Here is a 22901-nt window from a genome sequence, read left to right as displayed (position 1 = left end):
AGGCAGAGAACATGACCATTTCCACGCCGGCCGCGCCCGGACCGGCCCCTGCCGCTCCCATCCGGGTGGCGCTGGTCGACGACCAGCAGTTGGTGCGCAGCGGCTTCACCATGCTGATCAATTCCCAGCCGGACCTGGAAGTGGTCGCGGAGGCCGGCAACGGCATGGAGGCCCTCTCGGCGCTCGCGGCAACCCGGGCCGACGTCGTCCTCATGGACGTCCGCATGCCGGTGATGGACGGGATCGAGGCGACCCAAAGACTGCTCGACCGCGCCGCCGGGCAGCCGGACGGCTCCGCGCTGGCGGACCTGAAGATCGTCGTGCTGACCACCTTCGACCTCGATGAGTACGCCCTGTCCGCGATCCAGGCCGGCGCCAGCGGCTTCCTGCTCAAGGATGCGCCGCCGGAGGAGCTGCTGGCCGCGATCCGCACGGTGCACCGCGGCGATGCCGTGATTGCCCCCTCCACCACGCGGCGCCTGCTGGACCACGTCGCTCCCCTGCTTACGGCCCCCAGCCCGGCACGCACGGCCCACACCGCGGCGGTCGAATCCCTCACCGCCCGCGAGCGCGAGGTGTTCACGCTGATTGCCCAGGGCCTGTCCAATCCGGAGATTGCCGCGCAGTTGTTTCTCTCCGAGGCCACCGTCAAGACGCACGTGGGCCATATCCTGGCCAAGCTGGGCGCGCGTGACCGCGTCCAGGCTGTGGTCATCGCCTATGAAACGGGCATTGTGACGGCGGGCTGACCCCAGCTGAGGCAGGGTGCCTGCCGCCTGGAGCTGAGACCAGCCTCATCCCGCGGTATGAAAGAACGACGGCGGCGGGCCGGCTTTTTCCGTCCGCAGCCCGATCCGCCGGCCGGCTCCCGATACCTACCTTGGATACGACCCCATCACCGATCCAAGGAGAAACCGTGCCACGCACCGGCTACGAGACCCAACCCGCGCCCCCGGCAGCCCCAGCCCACTCTGCCAAGGCGGACGCCGTCGTCGCCCGCGGCCTGACCAAAACCTATGGCAGGGGCGACACCCGCGTGACCGCCCTGCGCGGGGTGGACGTCGGCTTCGAAGCCGGCAAGTTCACCGCGATCATGGGGCCGTCCGGCTCCGGTAAGTCCACCCTCATGCACTGCCTGGCCGGGCTTGACGCGTGCGACGGCGGGCAGATCCTGATCGGCGGCACGGACATCACGCAGCTGACCGACAACCAGCTGACGGAACTGCGCCGGGACCGCGTGGGCTTTGTCTTCCAGGCCTTCAACCTGGTGCAGACGCTGACCGCCGAACAGAACATCACGCTGCCGGTCGCCCTGGCCGGCGGCAGCGTGGACAGGGAGTGGTTCCGCTCGGTGACCGCCACCCTCGGCCTGGCCGAACGGCTCCGGCACCGCCCGCACGAGCTCTCCGGCGGCCAGCAGCAGCGCGTCGCCGTCGCCCGCGCCCTGCTCACCCGCCCGGATGTCATCTTCGGCGATGAGCCCACCGGCAACCTGGATTCCAAGGTGGGGGCCGAGGTGCTCTCCCTGCTCCGCCGCTCCACCAAGGAAATGGGCCAGACCATCATCATGGTCACCCACGACCCGGTGGCCGCCTCCTACGCCGACCGCGTGGTGCTGATGAACGACGGCGAGCTGGTCGGCGAACTGCAGCGGCCCAGCGGCGAAGAGATCCTGGCCGCCCTGGCCCGGCTGGGGGAATAACCCATGCTGAACATTGCCCTGTCCCAGGTGCGCAGCCACGCGCGCCGTTTCATCGCCGTCGGCCTGGCGGTGGTGCTGGCCGTCGCGTTCCTCAGCGCCACGCTCATGGTCAACGCCACCACCCAGGCATCGCTGGGCGCCAGCCTCGGCGCGGCGTATGCCAAGGCGGATCTGGTGGTCACCTCCGACGAGCCGCTGGATCCCGCCGCAGCGGACGCCGCGCTCCGGGACCCCGCAGTGGAGGCGGCCTACGTCCGGTCCACGTCGCTGGCCGCCTTCGGCACCGGGCGCAACGCGGTCTTCGCCCAGGTGGCCAATACGGCGCCGGAGAAGCTCGAAGCCGCGCAGCTGCTTGAGGGTTCGCTCCCGGGCGGACCTGGAGAACTGGCGCTGGATGCGGCCAGCGCCGACAAGTACGGGGTGAACATCGGTGACGTGCTGTCCATCGCTCCGGGTACCGGCGCCTCGGCACAGCAGGACCTGGACGACGCCGGCACAGCCGCCACCGTGGTGGGCATCGTCGCGCCCTCCGCGGATCCGTTCCTGGCGGCGCTGCCGCAGCTGCTGGCAGAGGACCGGACGGTCGCATCCCTGGCCGGAGGCGAGCCGGCCATCCACAGCATCCAGCTCGATCTGGCCGCCGGAACCGGCAGCAACCAGGCGGCCGACGACGTGGCCCGGCTGCTCGAGGGCGCAGGCTACCCAAACCTGAACGTGCGGACCGCCGACGAGCAGACCACCGCAGTCGTCCAGTCCCTGACCGGCGGCAGCGACCAACTGACCATCATCCTGCTGGCGTTCGCGCTGGTAGCCGTACTGGTCTCCGCACTGGTCATCTCCAACACCTTCTCCGTCCTGGTGGCCCAGCGGACCCGGGAATTGGCGCTGCTGCGGTGCATCGGCTCCAGCCAGCGGCAGATCCGCAATTCAGTGCTGGCCGAGGCGGCCGTGGTGGGCTCCGTTGCATCGGTGGCCGGGGTACTGCTGGCCACGGGCGTCATGGCCGGGCTGGTCTCCTATGCCAGGACGATTCCCGGCAGCGAATTCGCCACCCTGGCGGTGCCGCCGTCGGCCATTGCCGCCGGCCTGGCGGCAGGCATCCTGATGACGCTCGTCGCCGCGTCCTTCCCGGCCCGGGCGGCCACCGCCGTCGCACCGCTGGCCGCACTGCGCCCCGCCGACGACGCGGCCCTGGGCAACCGGAAGGGACGCCTGCGGCTGGCTCTCGGCTTGGTTCTGCTGGCGGGCGGCGCCGCACTGCTGGCCGCCGGCGCCGCGTCCGGGCAGCTGCTGGTGGCGCTGCCGGGCGGAGCGCTGTCCTTCGTCGGCATCCTGCTGTGCGCGGTTCTCTTTGTCCCCGCCCTGGTCTCCGGAACGGGCAGGCTGGCCGCCGGACTCGGTGTCCCGGGCAGGCTCGCGGCGGCCAACGCAGTGCGGAATCCTGCCCGGACCTCGTCCACGGCGGCGGCGCTGCTGATCGGTGTCACCCTGGTGACGATGATGATGACCGGTGCGGCCTCTGCCCGTACCGGCTTCGACAACGCCCTGGATGAAAGCTATCCGGTGGATGTGGCCATCAGCGGACCCACGCTCGCGGGCGGACCATTGTCAGGCGGCGCCGTTACGGCCGCCCGGGAGGTGCCAGGAGTCCAGGATGCCGCGCTGCTGCTGCCGGCCGGAACACTGGAAGACACCGGAACGCCGGAGGCGGCCGATCAGGAGCCGGGCGGTCCTGTTCCCGTCCTCGCCCTGCCGGAAGAAAAGAACGGTCTGCTGCGGGACGATGCCTTGATCCTCGACGCGGACACCATCCTCATGCCCGCCGGGACTGCAGCGGATACCCTCACTGTGACCGGTGCCAGCGGCCAAGCCGAACTGCGGGTCGTCACCTCGGAAGCGGATGACTTCCCGCCGCTGATCTCCGCCGCGGTGATGGACCAGCTGGGCGGTCCCGCGGCAGACGCGGCTTCGGAACTGTGGCTCGCCGTCGAACCGGATCTGTCCGGAGGAGAGCTCATGGACCTGCGCACCGAGCTGGCCTCCGTGGTGCACGTCAACGATTACCAGGTCTCCGGTGCCGCTGTGGAGAAGGCGACGTTCAACGAGGTCATCGATGTGCTCCTGCTGGTCGTCACTGCGTTGCTGGCCGTGGCTGTGCTGATTGCGCTGATCGGGGTGGCGAACACCCTCTCGCTGTCCGTGCTGGAACGGACCCGCGAATCCGCCCTGCTGCGGGCACTCGGCCTGACGAAGGGGCAGCTGCGGGGGATGCTGGCCGTGGAGGCGGTGCTGATCGCCGGGGCGGCGGCACTGCTGGGTACAGTGCTGGGTTCCGCCTACGGAGTCCTCGGCGCGCAGGCCGCCCTCGGTGCGGTCGCCGACGTCGTACCGGTCCTGCCCTGGACGCAGCTGGCGGCGGTTCTGGCCGTGGCCATCGTTGCGGGCCTGCTGGCCTCGGTCATGCCCGCGCGGCGGGCGGTCCGGCTGTCACCGGTGGAAGGACTGGCGACCACGTAGCGCCTCCGGGAGCCCTGACCGAAAAAGCCGCCGCGGCAGCAGACGCCGCGGCGGCTGCGTGCTACGTTGGCTGGAACAGTTAAAGCATCTCTGTTTAAAGCATTACTGTTCCGCCAAGATCAATTCCGTTACATTCGATGGAGTTTGACGATGAGCAAACCCATACTGGTCCAAGAGCAGCCGGAACTGAAGCGGGCCATCGGCCCCAAGCTCCTCCTCCTGTTCATCGTCGGCGACATCCTGGGCACCGGCGTCTACGCGCTGACGGGCAGGGTCGCCGGGGAAATCGGCGGCGCGGCCTGGGCTCCGATCCTGCTGGCGTTCGCGGTCGCCACGATCACGGCCTTCTCCTATCTGGAGCTGGTTACGAAGTATCCGCAGGCCGCAGGGGCGGCTCTGTACACGCACAAGGCCTTCGGCATTCACTTCCTGACGTTCCTGGTGACCTTCGCGGTGCTTAGTTCCGGCATCACCTCCGCCTCTACGGCCGCCAAGTTCCTGGCCGAGAACTTCATCGTCGGATTCAACCTCGACTGGAACCAGACCGGCGTCACCTGGGTCGCGGTCATCTTCATGGCGCTGCTGGCGGTGATCAATCTGCGGGGCGTGAGCGAGAGCGTGAAGTTCAACGTGGTGCTCACCCTGGTCGAGTTCACCGGCCTGCTGATCGTGATCCTCATAGGATTCTGGGCCATGTCCCAGGGAAATGTGGATTTCAGCCGCACTGTCGTCTTCGAAACATCCGGTGACAAGAGCGTCTTCCTGGCCCTGACCGCTGCCACCTCGCTGGCCTTCTTCTCCATGGTGGGGTTCGAGGACTCGGTGAACATGGCGGAGGAAACCAAGGATCCGGTCCGGATCTTCCCGAAAGTGATGCTGACCGGCCTGAGCATCACTGTAGTGGTCTATGTGCTCGTCTCGATCAGCGCAGTGGCGATCGTGCCAATCGGCATGCTGTCCGAAAGTTCAACGCCATTGCTTGAAGTGGTCCGCATCGGCGCTCCGGGCCTGCCGGTCGATGTCATCTACCCGTTCCTGTCCATGTTCGCCGTGGCCAATACCGCACTGATCAACATGCTGATGGCCAGCCGGCTGCTCTTCGGCATGGCCCGGCAGGATGTGCTTCCTCCGGTGCTGGGCAAAGTCCTGCCGCGCCGCCGTTCGCCGTGGACCTCCATCATCTTCACCACCGTGCTTGCCTTAGGCCTGATCATCACGGTGACGAACTTCATGGGTGCGGACACGGTCAGCGCACTCGGCGGCACCACTGCCCTCCTGCTGCTGGGCGTCTTTACGATCGTCAACATCGCCGTCCTGGTGCTGCGGCGCAGCCCGGTGGAGCACCGGCACTTCCGCTCCCCGGGGATCCTCCCCTACCTTGGGATCCTGACCTGCGCGTTCCTGGTCGGCCCTTGGGCCCAGGACCCCATCGAGTACCAGATCGCCGGCATCATGCTGGCGATCGGCGTCGTGCTCTGGCTGCTGACCTGGCTGTGGAACCGCACGGTGCACCACCGGAAGACCCGCTTCGAACACCCCGAGGACCTTGTCCGCTGACAGGCGCATCCCGTCACCCCTCCCGGTGACTCAGTAGCACACGTATGAAAAACCGGTCAGACGTGCGCGTACTGCGGAGCCAGCGAGGGTGCGGGACTCCGCGACGCCCGGATAAGGTAAGGCTACTGACGATCGACGGAACAGGAGCGCACGATGACTAAGTCCCCTTCCCGGCCGCTGGAGGCCTATCTGAACGACCACCTGGCCGCCGCAACGGCCGGGGTCCGCTTGTTCGACGCGGCCCAGGCCACCTGGCGCGGCACAGCGCACGAAGAAATGTTCCGGCACCTGCGGGAGCAGATCGCCGGCGAGCGGGATGAAGTCCGCCGGCTGATCTCAAGGCTTGGATTGTCATCCAGCAACGTCAAGCTGGGGCTGGCGGCGGCCGGTGCGCAGGTCAGCAGGGTAAATCCGCTCAATCTGCTGCGCTCCCGCAACGGCACCGCGCCACAGTTGGAGCTGGAGTCCCTGCAGACCGCGGTCCGCGGCAAGGAATGCCTCTGGGAGACACTGCTGGCCCTTGCCCCGTCGGATCCCCGGCTCGACGCGGACCACCTGCGACAGCTGCGGGATGTGGCCCGCCTGCAGCAGCAACAGATCGCCGCGGTCATGGCCGAGACGGCCCCGGACCGGTTCCCCCGCTGAACGAAGCCCCGTCCGCGGCCTAAGCCTCCACCGGCTCCTCATACTTGGGGAAGACCGGCTTGGGCGCCGGCAGCCCGGTGCCCGGCACGATGGGTGCGGCCAGCGCCGCGAAGGTGCGGGCGCCGTCGTCGTCCTGTCCCAGCAGCGCCAGCAGCTTGGCGGCACTGTCCGGCACCACCGGCTGGACCAGGATGGCCACGGTGCGCAGCACTTCCAAGGTGACATACAGGACCGTGTTCATGCGTTCAACGTCGGTCTTCCGCAGAACCCACGGTTCCTGCACGGTGAAATAGCGGTTGGTGTCCGCGACCACGGTCCAGATGGACTCGAGCGCCCGGTGGAAGTCCTGCACCTCGTAATCAGCCCGGGCGGTTTCCAGCAGGCCGGCGGCGGCGTCCAGCAGTTCCTTGTCCTCGGCGGAGAAAACACCGGGCTGGGGAACGGCCCCTGAGCAGTTCTTGGCGACCATGGACAGCGACCGCTGGGCCAGATTGCCAAGGTCATTGGCCAGGTCCGCGTTCATCCGGCCAACAATGCCATCGTGGCTGTAATTGCCGTCCTGGCCGAAAGGCACCTCGCGCAGCAGGAAGTAGCGCAGCTGGTCCAGGCCGTAGGTGTCCACCAGCGCGAACGGGTCCACCACATTGCCGACCGACTTGGACATCTTCTCCCCCTTGTTGAAGAGGAAGCCGTGCGCGTACACGCGCTTGGGCAGCGGCAGCCCCGCGGACATCAGGAACGCCGGCCAGTAGACGGCATGGAAGCGGGCAATGTCCTTGCCGATGACGTGCAGGTCCGCCGGCCAGTAGCGGCGGTAGGTACCGCCGTCGGTATCCGGATAGCCGACGCCGGTCAGGTAGTTGGTCAGCGCGTCCACCCACACGTACATCACATGTTCCGGGTGGCCCGGCACCGGCACGCCCCAGTCGAAGGTGGTGCGGCTGATGGACAGGTCCTCCAGGCCGCCGGACACGAAGCTCATGACCTCGTTGCGCCGCTGGCTGGGCCCGATGAACGCGGGGTTTTCCTCATAGTGCTTCAGCAGGCGGTCGGCAAAGCCGGACAGCCGGAAGAAGTAGGTCTGTTCCTCAGTCCATTCGACCGGCGTTCCGGTCAGGAGGGCGTAGCGGACACCGTCCTCGCGCACCTCCGTCTCCGCCTCGACGTGGTAGGCCTCGTCCCGCACCGAATACCAGCCGGCATAGGAATCCAGATAGATGTCCCCGGCCTCCTCCATGCGCTTCCAAATGGCCTGGGACGCCTCATAGTGGTCCGCGTCCGTGGTGCGGATGAAGCGGTCGTGGGAGATATTCAGCAGGCCGGCCATGTCCTGGAAGATCTGGGAATTACGGTCCGCCAGCTGCCGGGCCGTCAGGCCCTCCTTCTCGGCGGTCTGCTGCATCTTCAGCCCGTGCTCGTCCGTTCCGGTCAGGAACCGGACATCGTAGCCGTCCAGCCGCTTGAAGCGGGCCATGGCGTCGGTGGCGATGACCTCGTAGGCGTGGCCGATATGCGGCCGGCCATTCGGATAGGAAATGGCCGTGGTGATGTAGAACGGGGTCTTTTCAGAGGAAGAATGCACCCTTAGAAATTACCCCCGCTCGCGGAGGTTGTCGAAATCCGGAAAACCGAAGGCGCGGCCCGGCAATCGGCGCGGCGACGTCGTCGTCCGCAGAATGCCGGGCCGCGCCCGCCTGCATTAGTCGCGATTAGTCCTGCAGGTCGACCTCGCGGGCCACAGTGGCGCCGATCGCCTCGCGGATCGCGTCGAGCACGTCCTGCGGAACGGCGCTGTCCACGGCCAGCAGGGACAGGGCCTGTCCGCCTTCAGCCTTGCGGGCCACCTGCATGCCGGCGATGTTGATGTCCTTTTCGCCGAGGAGGCGGCCCAGCGTGCCGATGACGCCCGGACGGTCCTGGTAGAGCATGACCAGCAGGTGCTCGCTGATCGGGATCTCCAGGTCGTAGCCGTTGATGCCGACCAGCTTTTCGATCTGCTTGGGTCCGGTCAGCGTGCCGGACACCGAAATCTGGGTACCGTCGGACAGTGCGCCGCGGATGGTCAGAACGTTGCGGTAGTCCTCGACCTCCGTGGTGGTGATCAGACGGGTGCTGATCCCCCGCTGTTCGGCCAGGACCGGTGCGTTCACGTAGGAGACCTGCTCGGAGACGATGTCCTTGAAGACACCCTTCAGGGCCGCCAGCTCCAGCGCCTTGACATCCAATGCGGCGATTTCGCCGGCGACCTCGACGTCGATCTGGGTGACGGATCCGTGGGACAGGGCGGTGAAGATCCGGCCCAGCTTCTCGATCAGCGGGATGCCCGGGCGCACGTCTTCGGCGATGACGCCGCCGGCCACGTTGACCGCGTCGGGAACCAGCTCGCCGGCCAGGGCCAGGCGGACGGACTTGGCGACCGAAATGCCGGCCTTCTCCTGCGCTTCCTCGGTGGAGGCGCCCAGGTGCGGGGTGACGACGACATTCTCCAGCGCAAAGAACGGCAGGTCGGTGCTGGGTTCCTTGGCAAAGACGTCGATGGCCGCACCGGCGATTTTCTTGTCCTTGAGCGCGCGGTACAGGCTGTCCTCGTCGATGAGGCCGCCGCGGGCTACGTTGACCACGTAGGCGGTGTCCTTCATCTTGTCGAAGGCGGCGTCACCGATCATGCCGACGGTCTCCGGCGTCTTGGGCATGTGGATGGAGATGAAGTCGCTTTGCTCCAGCAGCTCGTCCAGGCTGACCAGCCGGACGCCCAGCTGCGCAGCGCGGGCGGACGTCACGTAGGGATCGTAGGCCAGGATCTCGGTCTCGAAGGCCTGCAGGCGGGAGGCGATCAGGGCGCCGATCCGGCCGAGGCCGATGATCCCGATCTTCTTTTCGTACAGTTCCGTACCGGTGTACTTGGACCGCTTCCACTCGCCGTTCTTCAGTGCAGCGTTGGCCGCCGGAATGTGGCGGGCCAGGGAGAGGATGTGCCCGACCGTCAGTTCGGCCGCGGAGACGATGTTCGACGTCGGCGCGTTGACCACCATGACGCCGGCCTGGGTGGCAGCCTTGATGTCCACGTTGTCGAGGCCGACGCCGGCGCGGGCGATGACCTTCAGGTTCTTCGCCGCGGCAATGGCTTCGGCATCCACCTGGGTGGCCGAACGCACGAGGATCGCGTCCACGTCGGCGATGGCCGGCAGCAGCTGGGAACGGTCCGCGCCGTCCGTCGTGCGGATTTCGAAATCGGGGCCCAGCGCCTCGATGGTGGCCGGCGACAGCTCTTCAGCCAAAAGTACTACTGGTTTTTGCATGGTTTCAGGGATCCTCTGCGAAACAGTACGGTTGATTTGTTTAGTCTAGATCGACAAAAAGGCCGGACCCACAATGTGAAGTGTGTGTCCGGCCTTTTTGGGGTTCAGCGCGCCTTAGCGGGCAACGGAACCTTCGGTGTAGTCGTCGTCCGTGGACTTGATCCAGGAGAAGAGCTTGCGCAGCTCGCGGCCGGTGGCCTCGATCGGGTGCTCCTCGCCCTTCCGGCGCAGTTCCTTGAACTCCGGAGCTCCGGCGTCCTGGTCGTCGATGAAGCGCTTGGCGAAGGTGCCGTCCTGGATGTCCTTCAGGACAGCCTTCATGTTCTCCTTCACGTGCGGGTCGATCACGCGCGGGCCGGAGACGTAGTCACCGTACTCGGCGGTGTCGGAGACGCTCCAGCGCTGCTTGGCGATGCCGCCTTCGACCATCAGGTCGACGATCAGCTTCAGTTCGTGCAGGACCTCGAAGTAGGCGACCTCCGGCTTGTAGCCGGCTTCGGTCAGGGTCTCGAAGCCGTACTGGATCAGCTGCGAAGCACCGCCGCACAGGACGGCCTGCTCGCCGAAGAGGTCCGTCTCGGTCTCTTCAGTGAAGGTGGTCTTGATGACGCCGGCACGGGTGCCGCCGATGCCCTTGGCGTAGGACAGCGCCAGGTCCCAGGCCTTGCCGGAAGCATCCTGCTCGACGGCGATCAGGTCCGGAACACCGCGGCCGGCTTCGAATTCGCGGCGCACGATGTGGCCCGGGCCCTTCGGAGCGACCAGTGCGACGTCCACGTCCGCCGGCGGCTTGATGTAGCCGTAGCGGATGTTGAAGCCGTGTCCGAAGAACAGTGCGTCGCCGGACTTCAGGTTCGGGGCGATTTCCTCGGCGTAGACGAAGCGCTGGGCCTGGTCCGGGGTAAGGACCATGATGAGGTCGGCTTCGGCGACGGCGTCGGCAACGTTGAGGACCTTCAGGCCCTCGGCCTCAGCCTTGGCGCGGGACTTGGAGCCCTCCTTGAGGCCGACGCGGACATCGACGCCGGAGTCGCGCAGGCTCAGGGCATGGGCATGGCCCTGGCTGCCGTAACCGATCACGGCAACCTTGCGGCCCTGGATGAGCGAGAGGTCGGCGTCGTCGTCGTAGAAAAGTTCAGTCACTTTTGCATTCTCCTGATTGATATTGCGGTCTTTGCGGGCCCGGCTGTGCAGCCGGACCCGGAAGCGGGTTTAGCTAAGCGGAACGCAGGGCGCGGTCGCTCATCGACTTGGCGCCGCGGCCAACGGCCAGCGTTCCGGATTGGACAATTTCGCGGATGCCAAACGGCTCCAGCACTGACAGCAGTGCGTTGAGCTTCTCGGCGGTGCCGGTTGCCTCGATGACCAGCGATTCTGTGGAAACGTCGACCACCGAGGCGCGGAACAGATCTGCTGCCTGGGTTACCTGCAGCCGTGTTGCGGCATCCGCACGAACCTTGACCAGGATGTGGTCGCGTTGCACGGAAGACTCGGGAACAAGCTCCACGATCTTGATGACATTGATGAGCTTGTTCAGTTGTTTGGTGACCTGCTCGAGCAGATCACCCTCGGCCTCGACCACCACGGTGATCCGGGACAGCCCGGACACCTCCGTGGGGCCGACGGCCAATGAATGGATGTTGAACGCCCGGCGGGCGAACAGGCTGGCCACCCGGGTGAGCACACCCGGTACGTCTTCAACCAGCACGGAAAGGGTATGGCGTGCCATGGTCAGTCCTCCTGCTCCCACTCCGGGGTCATGTCGCGGGCGATCTGGATGAGGTCGTTGCTGACTCCGGCGGGGACCATCGGCCACACCATGGAATCACGGCTGACCACGAAGTCGACGACGACGGGCCGGTCGTTGATCTCGAGCGCCTGCTGGATCGTCGCGTCGATATCCTCGTCCCGCTCGCAGCGCAGGCCAGCGCAGCCGTAGGCATCGGCCAGCTTAACGAAGTCCGGGACCCGGATGGTGCCATGGCCCGTCAGCAGGTCCGTGTTGGAGTAGCGGCCCTCATAGAACAGGGTCTGCCACTGGCGCACCATGCCCAGGGACGAATTGTTGATCACCGCGACCTTGATCGGGATTTTGTTGATCACGCAGGTAGCCAGTTCCTGGTTGGTCATCTGGAAGCAGCCATCGCCGTCAATCGCCCAGACCACGCGGTCCGGGGTGCCCACCTTGGCGCCCATTGCAGCCGGGACGGAGTAGCCCATGGTGCCCAGCCCGCCGGAGTTCAGCCAGGCGTGCGGACGTTCATACTTGATGAACTGGGCCGCCCACATCTGGTGCTGTCCGACGCCGGCGACGTAGACCCCTTCCGGTCCGGTCAGCTCGCCGATCCGCTGGATGACCCGCTGCGGCGCGGACAGACCGTCCTCCGGCTGCGTGAAGCCGATCGGATATGTCTCGCGAAGACGGTTGAGGCTGTCCCACCATTCGCTCAGGTCCGGCTTGCCGGTCGCGGCGAACTGCTCGCGCACGGCCTCGGCCAGCTCCGGAATAATCTCCTTGACGGATCCGACGATCGGCACGTCCGCGGTGCGGTTCTTGGAGATTTCCGCCGGATCGATATCGGCGTGGATCACCTTGGCATTCGGGGCGAAGGTGGAGAGTACGCCGGTCACGCGGTCATCGAACCGCGCACCCAGCGTGATGAGCAGGTCCGCCTGCTGCAGCGCGGTCACTGCGCTCACGGAACCGTGCATTCCGGGCATGCCCACATGCTGCTGGTGCGAGTCCGGGAACACGCCCTTGGCCATCAGGGTCGTGGCCACGGGCGCTCCGACCAGTTCGGCCAGTTCGAGCAGCTCCGCGGAAGCATGCCCCTTGACCACGCCGCCGCCGACGTAGAAGACCGGACGCTCGGCGGCGGCGATCAGCTTGGCCGCTTCACGGACCTGCTTGGCATGGCCGCGCACCACGGTGCGGTAGCCGGGGAGGTCGATCCGCGGCGGCCAGGAGAATGTCATCTTGGACTGCTGGGCGTCCTTGGTAATGTCCACCAGCACCGGACCCGGCCGGCCGGTGGAGGCGATATGGAACGCCTCGGCCAGCACACGCGGAATATCCGCTGCCTTGGTGACCAGGTAGGAATGCTTGGTGATGGGCATCGTGATGCCCACGATGTCCGCTTCCTGGAACGCATCCGAGCCGATCACCGCGCTGGACACCTGGCCGGTGATGGCCACCATCGGCACGGAATCCATGTGCGCGTCGGCGATGGCGGTCACCAGGTTGGTGGCTCCGGGGCCGGAGGTGGCGATGCAGACACCTGGCCGGCCGGTGACCATGGCATAGCCCTGCGCGGCGTGCCCTGCTCCCTGTTCGTGGCGGACCAGGATGTGATTGATCTTGGCCGAATCCATGAGGGGGTCGTAGGTGGGCAGGATGGCCCCACCTGGCAACCCGAAGACGTCGTCGACGCCGAGTTCTTCCAGTGAACGGACAACGGCTTGTGAGCCGGTCATTTCGATGGGCGCCACGATGTTGTTGGGTCCCTGGACCGGGCCCGCGGCGTCCACAGTGGAAGAGACAGAGGAAGCTACATCTTTTGGTTTGGCTTCGCCCGCGGCGGTGCGTGCGGGCGCCTTTGTTGCCATCAGCGAAGGGCTGACCGGCGATCCTTTACTCATCGGACTCTTCCTTTGCGGATCTTACTGTTGTCGATGTGCCCGCCGGGCAGGCATTCTGCCGGCCCGGCTTCTGTTCTCTTCTGCAAATAGAAAAACCCCTCCAGCCTGGTGGCTCCGAGAGGGGTTCGCGCGTAGACGTAGTCAGACCAAATGCGGCTTACGCCACGCGCTTGGTAATAAGGACTACGTTTACGATCTGCATGCCTTCAGTCTTCCCTCCGGAGCCCGAGGGTGTCAACTGGCGGACACTGCGTCTCAGTATTCGGACACAGTGTCCGCCAGTCGGAAGTCCTAGCCGCAGTAGGCGCCGGTGCTGGCCGAGTGCACCAGCTTGGCGTACTTGGCCAGCACCCCGGAGGTGAACTTGGCCGGCAGCGGCTCCCAGCCGACCTTGCGGGCCGCGAGCTCCTCGTCGTCGACCAGCAGGTCGAAACTGCGGGCGGCAATATCCACGCGGATCCGGTCGCCGTCCTTGACGAAGGCGATCGGGCCGCCGTCGACCGCCTCGGGCGCAACATGGCCGATGCACAGGCCGGTGGTGCCGCCGGAGAAGCGGCCGTCGGTCAGCAGCAGCACGTCCTTGCCCAGGCCCGCACCCTTGATGGCGCCGGTGATGGCCAGCATCTCCCGCATGCCCGGACCGCCCTTGGGGCCCTCGTAGCGGATCACGACGACGTCTCCGGCCTTGATCTCGCCGTTATCCAGGGCATCCAGCGCCCCTTGCTCGCGTTCGAACACGCGGGCGGTGCCTTCGAAGACGTCGGCGTCGAAGCCGGCGCTCTTGACGACAGCGCCCTCCGGCGCCATCGAGCCGTGCAGGATGGTGATGCCGCCGGTCTTATGGATCGGGTTATCCAGCGCGCGCAGGATCTTCCCGTCGAGGTCCGGCGGGTTGATCTCCGCGAGGTTCTCCGCAACGGTCCTGCCCGTCACGGTCAGGCAGTCGCCGTGCAGCAGGCCCGCGTCCAGCAGCGCCTTCATGATGACCGGGACGCCGCCCATCCTGTCGACGTCGACCATGACATAGCGGCCGAAGGGCTTCAGGTCGCCCAGATGCGGGATCTTGTCGCCGATGCGGTTGAAGTCGTCCAGCGTCAGTTCCACCTGGGCCTCGCGGGCGATTGCCAGCAGGTGGAGCACGGCGTTGGTGGAACCGCCGAAGGCCATCGTGACGGCGATCGCGTTCTCGAAGGCCTTCTTGGTCATGATGTCCCGGGCAGTGATGCCCAGGCGCAGCAGGTTGACGACGGCCTCGCCGGACTTGCGGGCAAAGGCGTCACGGCGGCGGTCGGCCGACGGCGGCGCGGCGGAACCCGGCAGGGACATGCCCAGGGCCTCGCCGATGCAGGCCATGGTGTTCGCGGTGTACATGCCGCCGCAGGCGCCTTCGCCCGGGCAGATGGCGCGTTCGATCGCGTCCAGGTCCTTGCGGCTCATCTTGCCGGCGGCGCAGGCTCCGACCGCCTCGAAGGCGTCGATCAGAGTGACTTCCTTCTCGGTGCCGTCCTCGAGCTTGGCGAAGCCGGGCATGATGGAACCGGCGTAGAGGAAGACGCTGGCCAGGTCCAGGCGGGCGGCGGCCATCAGCATGCCGGGGAGCGACTTGTCGCAGCCGGCCAGCAGGACGGAGCCGTCGATGCGCTCGGCCTGCATGACGGTTTCCACCGAGTCGGCGATGACCTCGCGGGACACCAGGGAGAAGTGCATGCCCTCGTGGCCCATGGAAATACCGTCGGAAACGGAAATGGTCCCGAACTGCATCGGGAAGCCGCCGCCGGCGTGGACGCCTTCCTTGGCCCCCTGGGCCAGGCGGTTCAGTGAGAGGTTGCAGGGAGTGATCTCATTCCAGGAACTGGCGACGCCGATCTGCGGCTTGGCGAAATCGTCGTCCCCCATTCCCACTGCGCGGAACATGCCGCGCGCCGGGGCTGCGTGGATTCCATCGGTGACTGCTCTGCTTCGGGGCTTGATATCGGGAGTTGCGTCCGTGCTCATGACCCAAATTGTATGGCTTAAGCAGCAACCCCCCGGACCATTTCTGCGGCAGACGACGGCGCGGCGGCATCACAGCAGCCGCGGATTGCCGCATTCCGGCCCGTAATGCTTCGCATTCTGCCACCTGGCTGGTCCCGGTACCAGGCCGTCGGTAGTGGCCCGGCGGCGCGAACCTTTCCACAGTTGTTACCTGCCGGTGGCGGTCCCCGGGAGGCTTCTCAATAGACTGGACCCATGGCCATGCCACACACCGACGCAGAGCAAGTCCCGGCCGAGCAAGTCCCCGCCGACAGGATCAGCGAGCATCCCAATGTCACGGAGGTCGTCGCTGCACTGGCCGCCGCCGGACACCCGGCCGACGTCACGGTGCTGGCCGCGTCGGCGCACACCGCCGCCCTGGCCGCCGCGGCGCTCGGCATTCCGGTGGGCGCCATCGCCAACTCCCTCGTCTTCACTCTCGACGGCAAACCGGTGCTGATCATGACCTCGGGAGCGCACCGGGTAGACACCGCCCTGGTGGGCCGGGAACTGGGCGGCGTCCTCGCCCGGGCGAGTGCCGGCGTCGTACGCCGTGCCACCGGCCAGCCCATCGGCGGCGTCGCTCCCCTGGGCCATCCGGCTCAGCTGCCCACCTATGTGGACGTCGACCTGGCCGACTACGGGACCATCTGGGCAGCGGCCGGGCATCCCAGCACCGTTTTTCCCACCGATTACCCGGCCCTGCTGCGGCTGACGGCCGGAATGCCGCTCAAGGTTGCCTGAGATGACGTCCCAGCCCGATGTTCCCGACAGCGACGAACTCAAGGACATCCTGCGCGCGGTCTTCGATGCACAGATCCCGAATTTCGGCTCCTACAACCTGGTCTACGGCGGCCCCGGGAGGCGGAGCCGAATGGATCGGCCGGGAAGCGGCGGCAGGACCGGCTACTACGTGGTGGGATACCGCTGGCAACCGGCGGAACTGGTGATCGCGCCGTTCAATGTCCCTGCGCTCACGGGCGCGGGCACCCCGACGGCGATCAACATGACGAACCTGTCCCATGCCGTCATGCTGCCGGGCGGAGGCTACGAGGCCGGCACCAGCACCGGCCGAACCTTCCGCTTCAGTGTTCCGGACCGGGCACATATCCCCGGTCCCGGCGGCCTGTCCATGGAACTGCACCAGGAAGAGGACTGCGAGGATTTCCACGCCTTCATGGCTGCGTTCATCGATATGGCCTGAGAACCTCAGCGCAGCGGGCCGGACTGCACCAGGTTCGCCGGCCGCTCCCCTGCCGCCAGCGCCGCGAGCTGGCTACGCAGCAGCTTCACGATGCGCGGCCAGAACGCCCCGGTATTTCCGCCGACATGAGGGGTGATGATCGCCCCCGGCGCATGCCAGAGCGGATGCTCGGCGGGCAGCGGCTCCGGGTCGACCACGTCCAGGGCAGTGCGCAGCCGGCCGGACAGCACCTCTGCGGTCAGCGCGTCCGTATCCACCACCGCGCCGCGGGCCACATTCACCACCAGGGCTCCGTCCGGCAACGCAGCCAGTACCTGCCCATCGATCAGCCGCTGCGTCGATGCATTCAGCGGGGTGATAACGATCAGCACGTCGTGCCGCGGCGCCAGGGCCACCAGTTCATCCGTTCCGTGGACATGGCCGGACGCGTCGTCGCGCGCATTGCTGCCGACCCGCGTTATCTCCACCTCGAACGGTTCCAGCCGGCGGGCTATTTCGGTTCCGATGCCGCCGACACCCACCAGCAGCACTTTCCTGTCCGCCAGGCCCGGGTAGCGCTGCGGATTCCACACCGCCCGCTGCTGGTCCCGGATGGCCACATCCATCCCCCGCAGCGAAGCCAGCGCCAGGCCGACGGCGATTTCGGCCGTGGCCGCGGCATGGACGCCGGCCGCGCTGGCCACCGCAACGCCGCCGCCGACCGCTTCGGGCACGCCGTCGAAGCCGGTGGACTGGGTGTGGACGAGCTTCAGGCCAGGTACGCGTTTCAGCGCGGGCAGGCAGTTGCTTGCGCTGGCATAGGGAAGTACGACGGCGTCAAGATCCTTTAGCGCGACGCCCACCGGATCGCCGTCCAGGTCCCAGACGCCGGCCGTGATTCCTGCCGGCAGCGGCAGCATGGCCTCAAGAAGCTCGGGCGTGGGGAAGGATACGGTCCGGATGAGCTGCGCGCGTTGTGCCATGACGCCACTGTAACCATGGCCTGAGTCATTCCAGGCCTTCGGCAGCCGGGATCCGGACACCGTGCAGCCGGTTTCCCGGGGTCTGGACAGCCGGTGGGGGGAAGTCGTAACGTCAGGATCAGGAGAATCCCGGCGCGACTGGAGGCTCGGCCATGGAACTCTTAATCTGGATATTTATCATCGGTGCCGCGGGGTGGTGGTACATGAACCGGCGCAAAGCGCCAGGCGCGGCCGCGGAACCGGCCGTACAGCTGCTGCCGATGCCGTCCGCGCACTTTCAGCTGAGGCATGAACCACCCGGACGGTCCGGGGCTACCGTTGCGGCGGACCGGCCCGCTGCCCGCCAACCGGCCCCGCAACAGGCACCGCATCGGGCACCGGACGACGCCGACGACGTCGATGGCTGGACAGAATCGGCGGCCGCGGAGGCCGCCTCGATGCACGATCCTGCGGCCAGGATCCACCGTCCGGGACCGACCACGCGCCCAGGCCAGGAACAGCACGGCAGGCACGGCCCCTGCCGGGCCAGCGAGTTCCCATCGTCGCCGGGTACGGGCACCGGAACCTCACGGCACTGCGGCTGGGACGGATCCGAATCCGAAGAGATCGTCCACCACCATGCGGGCAGCAACCGGTCGGGCTACCCCTTCGATCCGTCGGAGACGCCGTTTGGACCCGGTTCGGCCTTCGCCGCGTGGAACGGCAGCGGACCCGACGGGTTCCTGATCAAGGGCAACGGAACGTCGATGATCTACCACCAGCCGGGCATGCCCTCCTACGCGGACACGAAGGCGGAGTTCTGGTTCCAAACCGTGGAGCAGGCCGAAGCCGCCGGCTTCCGGCCTCCGAAAGGGCATTGAACCGATGAGGGCGCGACGAAGGACCTGGACGGCGGTACTGGCTGGCCTGTGCCTGGCCTTGACAGGCTGCACCGGCGAAACGGCACCGCAGGTGGCTGCGCCGTCGTCGGTTCCGGGTGGAGTCAATGGAGCGGCTTCCGCCGCCGCGGAGAACGCCGCTGCCTCCTCCGTTCCGGTGCCGGCTTTCGACCGTGAGCTGGCCACCGGCCTGTCCCTGCCGTGGTCGATGGCGCCGCTGCCTGACGGCTCAGTCCTGGTCTCGGAGCGCGACAGCGCCCTGGTCAAGCGCCTTGCGGACGGAAACATGCAGGAGGTCGGGAGCATCCCGGATGCCCTGGCCGGTACCGGGGAAGGCGGGCTGCTGGGCCTGGCGGTCAGCCCGGATTTCGAGCAGGACCAACTGGTGTTCGCATACTTCACCGGAGCCCAGGACAACCGCGTGGTCAGGTTCACTTTCGACGGCGCCACCCTGGGACAGCCCGAGCCGATCCTTACCGGCATCCCGAGCGCCCGGATCCACAACGGAGGACGGATCAAGTTCGGGCCGGACGGGTTCCTCTATGTTGCCACCGGGGATGCGACCGAACAGGGCAGTGCCCAGGATCCTTCCTCGCTGGGCGGCAAGATCCTGCGCATCACCGCGGCGGGCGATCCGGCGCCGGGCAACCCGACGGAAGGCTCGCCCGTCTACAGCCTGGGACACCGGAATGTCCAGGGCCTCGCCTGGGATTCGGCCGGCCGCCTGTGGGCCACCGAATTCGGGGCCGATGTCAACGATGAACTGAACCTGATCCAGCCGGGCGGCAATTACGGCTGGCCCGAGGTCACCGGGGCACCGGGACGGGCGGGCTTCGTCGACGCCCAGGTGGTCTGGCCCTCTCCGGCCACCGCCTCCCCCAGCGGCATGGCCATCATTGACGACATTGCCTACATCGGAGCGTTGCGGGGTGAACGGCTGTGGCAGGTACCCCTTCGCGGGGGCGCCGCCGCGGAGCCGATCGAACATTTCGAGGGCCGGTTCGGCCGGCTGCGGGACGCCATCCAGGGCCCTGACGGCTCCTTGTGGGTAGCCAACAACGCCGCGGGCGCAACCAGCAGCATCCTGCGCTTCGGGGTGAATTAGCTTACAACGGCCACGTGGATTTCATTTTTCGGAAATCTTCCGGTAGAGTTTTTACTCGTTGCGGACGACGAAGAAGCGGGAAAAAACCTGAGATCCCGCGGAGATCCAGTCCACAGCGAAGGCACCTCTAGCTCAACTGGCAGAGCAATTGACTCTTAATCAATGGGTTCCGGGTTCGAGTCCCGGGGGGTGCACAGAGGAAGGGTTTGACCCCGGCCGGCGCACAGCGCAGGCCGGGGTCAAATTGCGTTAACGCGCCGCTCCCGCTAGCCCAGCCCCGCTGGCTCAGCCCCGCTGGCTCTGCAGCACGCGCACGTGCCGGTCGGCAAACGTGCGCGTCCTGCAGAGTCAACGGGGGCTAGACGGTCTCAGGCCCCGGAATGTCGGGAAGGCCGGTTTCGACCCAGTTCAGCTGCGGCTCGTCCAGTTCCCGGATGACGTACATGAGATGCCGGCGGAACTGTTCGTCCGTCAGGCCCCGGCCGGGCATGAGGTTCCGTTCGATCTCCTGCGCCCGGTACAGCGCCTCGGCGCCCGCTTCCGTGATGGAGACCAGGTGGCTCCGCTTGTCCTGCTCGCTGCGGACCCGCGTCACGTGGCCCCTGGATTCGAGCCGTCCCAGCGTCTTGCCCATGGTCTGGGCCTGGACCCGCACGATCTGGGCCAGGCTCGCCTGCGTCATCGGTCCCTGGCTGGACAGCACACCCAAGGCAATCACCCCGGCATGGGTGACGCCGATGGCGACCAGCTGTTCGTTCCAGGCGTGTTCCACCAATCGGGCGGCTGTCGATAAGAGGCGTCCAGTAAGCCACTGCTCCATGTCAGGCATATAGCGAGTATATCGGCGCAGGAAATGTTGGATAAGCTGGCGTATCACCGACCGGAAGGAATCAACGATGGCCGAGCGACTGTCGGCGGGCGATACAGCACCCGATTTCACCCTGAAGGCTGCAGACGGCAACACAGTTTCACTCTCCGGCAGCCGCGGACAGAACGTCATCGTGTACTTCTATCCGGCGGCCTCGACCCCCGGCTGCACCACTGAAGCATGCGATTTCCGCGACAACCTGAACTCGCTGAAGTCCGCCGGCTACACGGTGCTCGGCATCTCCCCCGATCCGGTCGACAAGCTGATCAAGTTCACCGAGGCCGAGGGCCTGAATTTCCCGCTGCTCTCCGATGCGGACCATGCGGTCGCGGAGGCGTGGGGCGCCTGGGGCGAAAAGAAGAACTACGGCAAGACCTATGAAGGGCTGATCCGGTCCACGATTGTCGTCGATCCGGACGGCGCGGTGGCGCTGGCGCAGTACAACGTGCGCGCCAAGGGGCACGTTGCCAAACTGCGGCGGGACCTGGGCCTGGACTGACCCGCCGCCGTCACCGGCACAGCCCGCCCACGGTACACTTGAGGCTGGCGTCCCTCCCTGAGGATTCCGTCCCGGACCGCTATTCCGGGACGGCGCAGGTACCGGCGCCGTCACGCGCGAGTGGTGAAATTGGCAGACACGCAGGATTTAGGTTCCTGTACCTTCGGGTGTGCGGGTTCAAGTCCCGCCTCGCGCACCAATTCTCTTCCCGGCGTCAGCGCAGCGGACTAGGCTCTCTCACATAAGCGGAACCGTGTCCCAGCGGTCGCCGCGGGGCGCCCCGCCGCGCACGGGCCCGTGTCACTCGTTTGCGAGGAGCACCAATGTCGTTTGTTGCGAAACATCCCTCAGGACGCACCGCTGCAGGCCGCACCGCCGCTGCCTTGGCCGGGATAGCCATCAGTGCGCTGGTGCTCACCGCATGCGCGGAAAGCAACCGCCCCGACGGCGCAGGCGAAGACGGAGCAGTCGACTCCACCTTCGTCTTTGCTGCCTCCTCCGACCCCAAGTCCCTTGATCCGGCCTTCGCCAGCGACGGCGAGTCCTTCCGGGTCAGCCGCCAGATCTTCGAAGGCCTGGTCGGGGTGGAGCCCGGTACTGCGGACCCGGCTCCCCTGCTCGCCCGGTCCTGGGAGAGTTCCGACGACGGCCTGTCCTACACCTTCCAGCTCGAGGAAGGCGTCACGTTCCACGACGGTACCGACTTCAACGCCGAAGCGGTCTGCTTCAACTTTGACCGCTGGTACAACTTCACCGGGATCCTGCAGTCGCAGTCCGTGGCCTATTACTATGGCTCCTTGTTCAAGGGCTTCAGCGATTCTCCGGACACCGCCGTCTATGAGTCCTGTGAGCCCAGCGGCAGCAGCGAGGTCACGGTCCACCTGGCGCGGCCGTTCGCCGGCTTCATCGCCGCTCTGTCCCTTCCCTCCTTCGCCATGCAGAGCCCCACCGCCCTGCAGGAATTCGACGCCGACGCCGTCAGCGGTTCGGCCGAGGCACCCGAACTAAGCGAATACGCCAGGGCACACCCTGTGGGCACCGGCCCCTTCACGTTCGACAGCTGGGAAGTGGGACAGCAGCTTGAGCTGTCCGTCAACGAGGATTACTGGGGCGACCGGGGCCAGATCGACCGGGTGGTCTTCCGGATCATCGACAACGCCCAGGCACGCCGCCAGGCGCTGGAGTCCGGTTCCATCGACGGCTATGACCTCGTGGCCCCGGCCGACACGCAGGCGCTGAGGGACGCCGGGTTCAAGATCGTCGCCCGGGATCCGTTCACCATCCTGTACCTCGGATTCAACCAGAAGGTTCCGGAACTGGCCGACCCGAAGGTGCGGCAGGCCATTGCGCACGCCATCGACAAGGACGCCCTGGTCCGCCAAACGCTGCCGGAGGGCACCAAGGTCGCCGACCAGTTCGTGCCCGAGTCGGTCAACGGCTACAACCCCGACGTCCCCAGATACGACTACGATCCGGACCGGGCCAGGCAGCTGCTCGCCGAGGCCGGCTATCCGGATGGTCTGACCCTGACCTTCAACTATCCGACCGGCGTTTCCCGGCCGTATATGCCCACCCCGGAGCAGGTCTTCACCAGCCTGAGCGCACAGCTGGCCGAGGCCGGAATCACGGTGGACCCGGCGCCGTCGAAATGGTCCCCCGACTACCTGGACCGGGTCCAGGCCACCGAAGACCACGGCATCCACCTGCTGGGCTGGACCGGCGACTACAATGACACGGACAACTTCGTGGGCGTGTTCTTCGGTCAGGCCAAGCCGGAGTTCGGCTTCGACAACCCCGCCCTGTTCAAGGCCCTTTCCGATGCCCGGTCCGTCAGCAAAGTGGAAGAGCAGACCCCGCTGTACCAGCAGATCAACGAGGACATCGCCAACTTCCTGCCGGCGGTCCCGCTGGCCCACCCGGCGCCGTCGCTCGCCTTTGCCCCGCGCGTGGAGTCCTACCCCGCCAGCCCGGTCAACGACGAGGTCTTCAACGAGATCCGGCTCAGCGAGTAGC

General features: G+C 66.7%; 19 protein-coding genes and 2 tRNA genes. 13 read left to right on the top strand and 8 right to left on the bottom strand.

Annotation, left to right across the window (positions count from 1 at the left end):
* The first annotated feature begins 11 nt into the window (after nt 1-11).
* The 5 genes from AC5RWU_RS08725 (at nt 12) to AC5RWU_RS08705 (ending at nt 6421) form a co-directional block, all read left to right on the top strand.
* Nucleotides 12-749, top strand: a complete 738-nt coding sequence (locus AC5RWU_RS08725) for a response regulator (protein ID WP_494030563.1) — start codon at nt 12-14, stop codon at nt 747-749.
* Nucleotides 750-1003: 254 nt separating this feature from the next.
* Nucleotides 1004-1702 carry an ABC transporter ATP-binding protein gene (locus AC5RWU_RS08720; protein ID WP_494030612.1) on the top strand — a complete coding sequence of 233 codons (699 nt, stop codon included), beginning with the start codon at nt 1004-1006 and terminating at the stop codon, nt 1700-1702.
* Between the two features lie 3 nt (nt 1703-1705).
* Nucleotides 1706-4219, top strand: a complete 2514-nt coding sequence (locus tag AC5RWU_RS08715; RefSeq protein WP_494030562.1) for an ABC transporter permease — start codon at nt 1706-1708, stop codon at nt 4217-4219.
* 150 nt (nt 4220-4369) lie between these two features.
* Nucleotides 4370-5776 (top strand): APC family permease, encoded by a 1407-nt coding sequence (locus tag AC5RWU_RS08710; protein WP_494030561.1) that lies wholly within the window; start codon nt 4370-4372, stop codon nt 5774-5776.
* A gap of 153 nt (nt 5777-5929) precedes the next feature.
* Nucleotides 5930-6421 carry a hypothetical protein gene (locus AC5RWU_RS08705; protein ID WP_494030560.1) on the top strand — a complete coding sequence of 164 codons (492 nt, stop codon included), beginning with the start codon at nt 5930-5932 and terminating at the stop codon, nt 6419-6421.
* A gap of 19 nt (nt 6422-6440) precedes the next feature.
* Here the strand turns inward: AC5RWU_RS08705 and metG are convergent, their stop codons facing one another.
* The 6 genes from metG to ilvD form a co-directional block, all read right to left on the bottom strand.
* Nucleotides 6441-8003, bottom strand: a complete 1563-nt coding sequence (metG, locus tag AC5RWU_RS08700) for a methionine--tRNA ligase (RefSeq protein ID WP_494030559.1) — start codon at nt 8001-8003, stop codon at nt 6441-6443.
* A 127-nt stretch (nt 8004-8130) separates the two neighbouring features.
* The gene (gene serA / locus AC5RWU_RS08695; RefSeq protein ID WP_494030558.1) at nt 8131-9720 is read right to left on the bottom strand and encodes a phosphoglycerate dehydrogenase; all 1590 of its coding nucleotides are present in this window, start codon (nt 9718-9720) and stop codon (nt 8131-8133) included.
* A gap of 114 nt (nt 9721-9834) precedes the next feature.
* On the bottom strand, nt 9835-10884 hold the full coding sequence (gene ilvC / locus AC5RWU_RS08690) for a ketol-acid reductoisomerase (protein WP_494030611.1): 1050 nt from the start codon (nt 10882-10884) through the stop codon (nt 9835-9837).
* 52 nt (nt 10885-10936) lie between these two features.
* On the bottom strand, nt 10937-11449 hold the full coding sequence (ilvN, locus tag AC5RWU_RS08685; RefSeq protein ID WP_494030557.1) for an acetolactate synthase small subunit: 513 nt from the start codon (nt 11447-11449) through the stop codon (nt 10937-10939).
* 2 nt (nt 11450-11451) lie between these two features.
* Nucleotides 11452-13359 carry an acetolactate synthase large subunit gene (locus AC5RWU_RS08680; protein WP_494030556.1) on the bottom strand — a complete coding sequence of 636 codons (1908 nt, stop codon included), beginning with the start codon at nt 13357-13359 and terminating at the stop codon, nt 11452-11454.
* A gap of 291 nt (nt 13360-13650) precedes the next feature.
* Entirely contained in the window at nt 13651-15354 is a 1704-nt protein-coding gene (gene ilvD, locus AC5RWU_RS08675) for a dihydroxy-acid dehydratase (protein ID WP_494030555.1), read from the bottom strand.
* Nucleotides 15355-15588: 234 nt separating this feature from the next.
* Between ilvD and AC5RWU_RS08670 the strand changes: the two genes are divergently transcribed.
* Both AC5RWU_RS08670 and AC5RWU_RS08665 read left to right on the top strand, forming a co-directional pair.
* Complete coding sequence (locus AC5RWU_RS08670; protein WP_494030554.1) at nt 15589-16116, top strand: YbaK/EbsC family protein; 528 nt, start codon at nt 15589-15591, stop codon at nt 16114-16116.
* A 1-nt stretch (nt 16117) separates the two neighbouring features.
* Complete coding sequence (locus tag AC5RWU_RS08665; RefSeq protein ID WP_494030553.1) at nt 16118-16576, top strand: hypothetical protein; 459 nt, start codon at nt 16118-16120, stop codon at nt 16574-16576.
* 5 nt (nt 16577-16581) lie between these two features.
* On the opposite strand, the gene AC5RWU_RS08660 is transcribed toward AC5RWU_RS08665, so the two are convergent.
* Nucleotides 16582-17538, bottom strand: a complete 957-nt coding sequence (locus AC5RWU_RS08660; RefSeq protein WP_494030552.1) for a 2-hydroxyacid dehydrogenase — start codon at nt 17536-17538, stop codon at nt 16582-16584.
* Between the two features lie 152 nt (nt 17539-17690).
* On the opposite strand from AC5RWU_RS08660, the gene AC5RWU_RS08655 reads away from it, so the two are divergent.
* The 3 genes from AC5RWU_RS08655 to AC5RWU_RS08645 all read left to right on the top strand — a co-directional run bounded on the left by AC5RWU_RS08655 (nt 17691) and on the right by AC5RWU_RS08645 (nt 19715).
* Nucleotides 17691-18398: a sunset domain-containing protein gene (locus tag AC5RWU_RS08655; RefSeq protein WP_494030551.1), complete on the top strand. Its 708-nt coding sequence runs from the start codon at nt 17691-17693 to the stop codon at nt 18396-18398.
* 4 nt (nt 18399-18402) lie between these two features.
* Nucleotides 18403-19521 (top strand): PQQ-dependent sugar dehydrogenase, encoded by a 1119-nt coding sequence (locus AC5RWU_RS08650; RefSeq protein ID WP_494030550.1) that lies wholly within the window; start codon nt 18403-18405, stop codon nt 19519-19521.
* 121 nt (nt 19522-19642) lie between these two features.
* Nucleotides 19643-19715, top strand: a tRNA-Lys gene (locus AC5RWU_RS08645).
* A 164-nt stretch (nt 19716-19879) separates the two neighbouring features.
* On the opposite strand, the gene AC5RWU_RS08640 is transcribed toward AC5RWU_RS08645, so the two are convergent.
* Nucleotides 19880-20350 carry a MarR family winged helix-turn-helix transcriptional regulator gene (locus AC5RWU_RS08640; RefSeq protein ID WP_494030549.1) on the bottom strand — a complete coding sequence of 157 codons (471 nt, stop codon included), beginning with the start codon at nt 20348-20350 and terminating at the stop codon, nt 19880-19882.
* A gap of 67 nt (nt 20351-20417) precedes the next feature.
* Between AC5RWU_RS08640 and bcp the strand changes: the two genes are divergently transcribed.
* The 3 genes from bcp to AC5RWU_RS08625 all read left to right on the top strand — a co-directional run bounded on the left by bcp (nt 20418) and on the right by AC5RWU_RS08625 (nt 22900).
* Nucleotides 20418-20888 (top strand): thioredoxin-dependent thiol peroxidase, encoded by a 471-nt coding sequence (gene bcp, locus AC5RWU_RS08635; RefSeq protein ID WP_494030548.1) that lies wholly within the window; start codon nt 20418-20420, stop codon nt 20886-20888.
* A 114-nt stretch (nt 20889-21002) separates the two neighbouring features.
* Nucleotides 21003-21087, top strand: a tRNA-Leu gene (locus tag AC5RWU_RS08630).
* Nucleotides 21088-21211: 124 nt separating this feature from the next.
* On the top strand, nt 21212-22900 hold the full coding sequence (locus AC5RWU_RS08625; RefSeq protein ID WP_494030547.1) for an ABC transporter substrate-binding protein: 1689 nt from the start codon (nt 21212-21214) through the stop codon (nt 22898-22900).
* The last annotated feature ends 1 nt before the right edge of the window (nt 22901 follow it).

Source organism: Arthrobacter sp. B0427-1-12, assembly GCF_059092905.1.
This window is presented reverse-complemented; position numbering and strand designations above follow the sequence as displayed.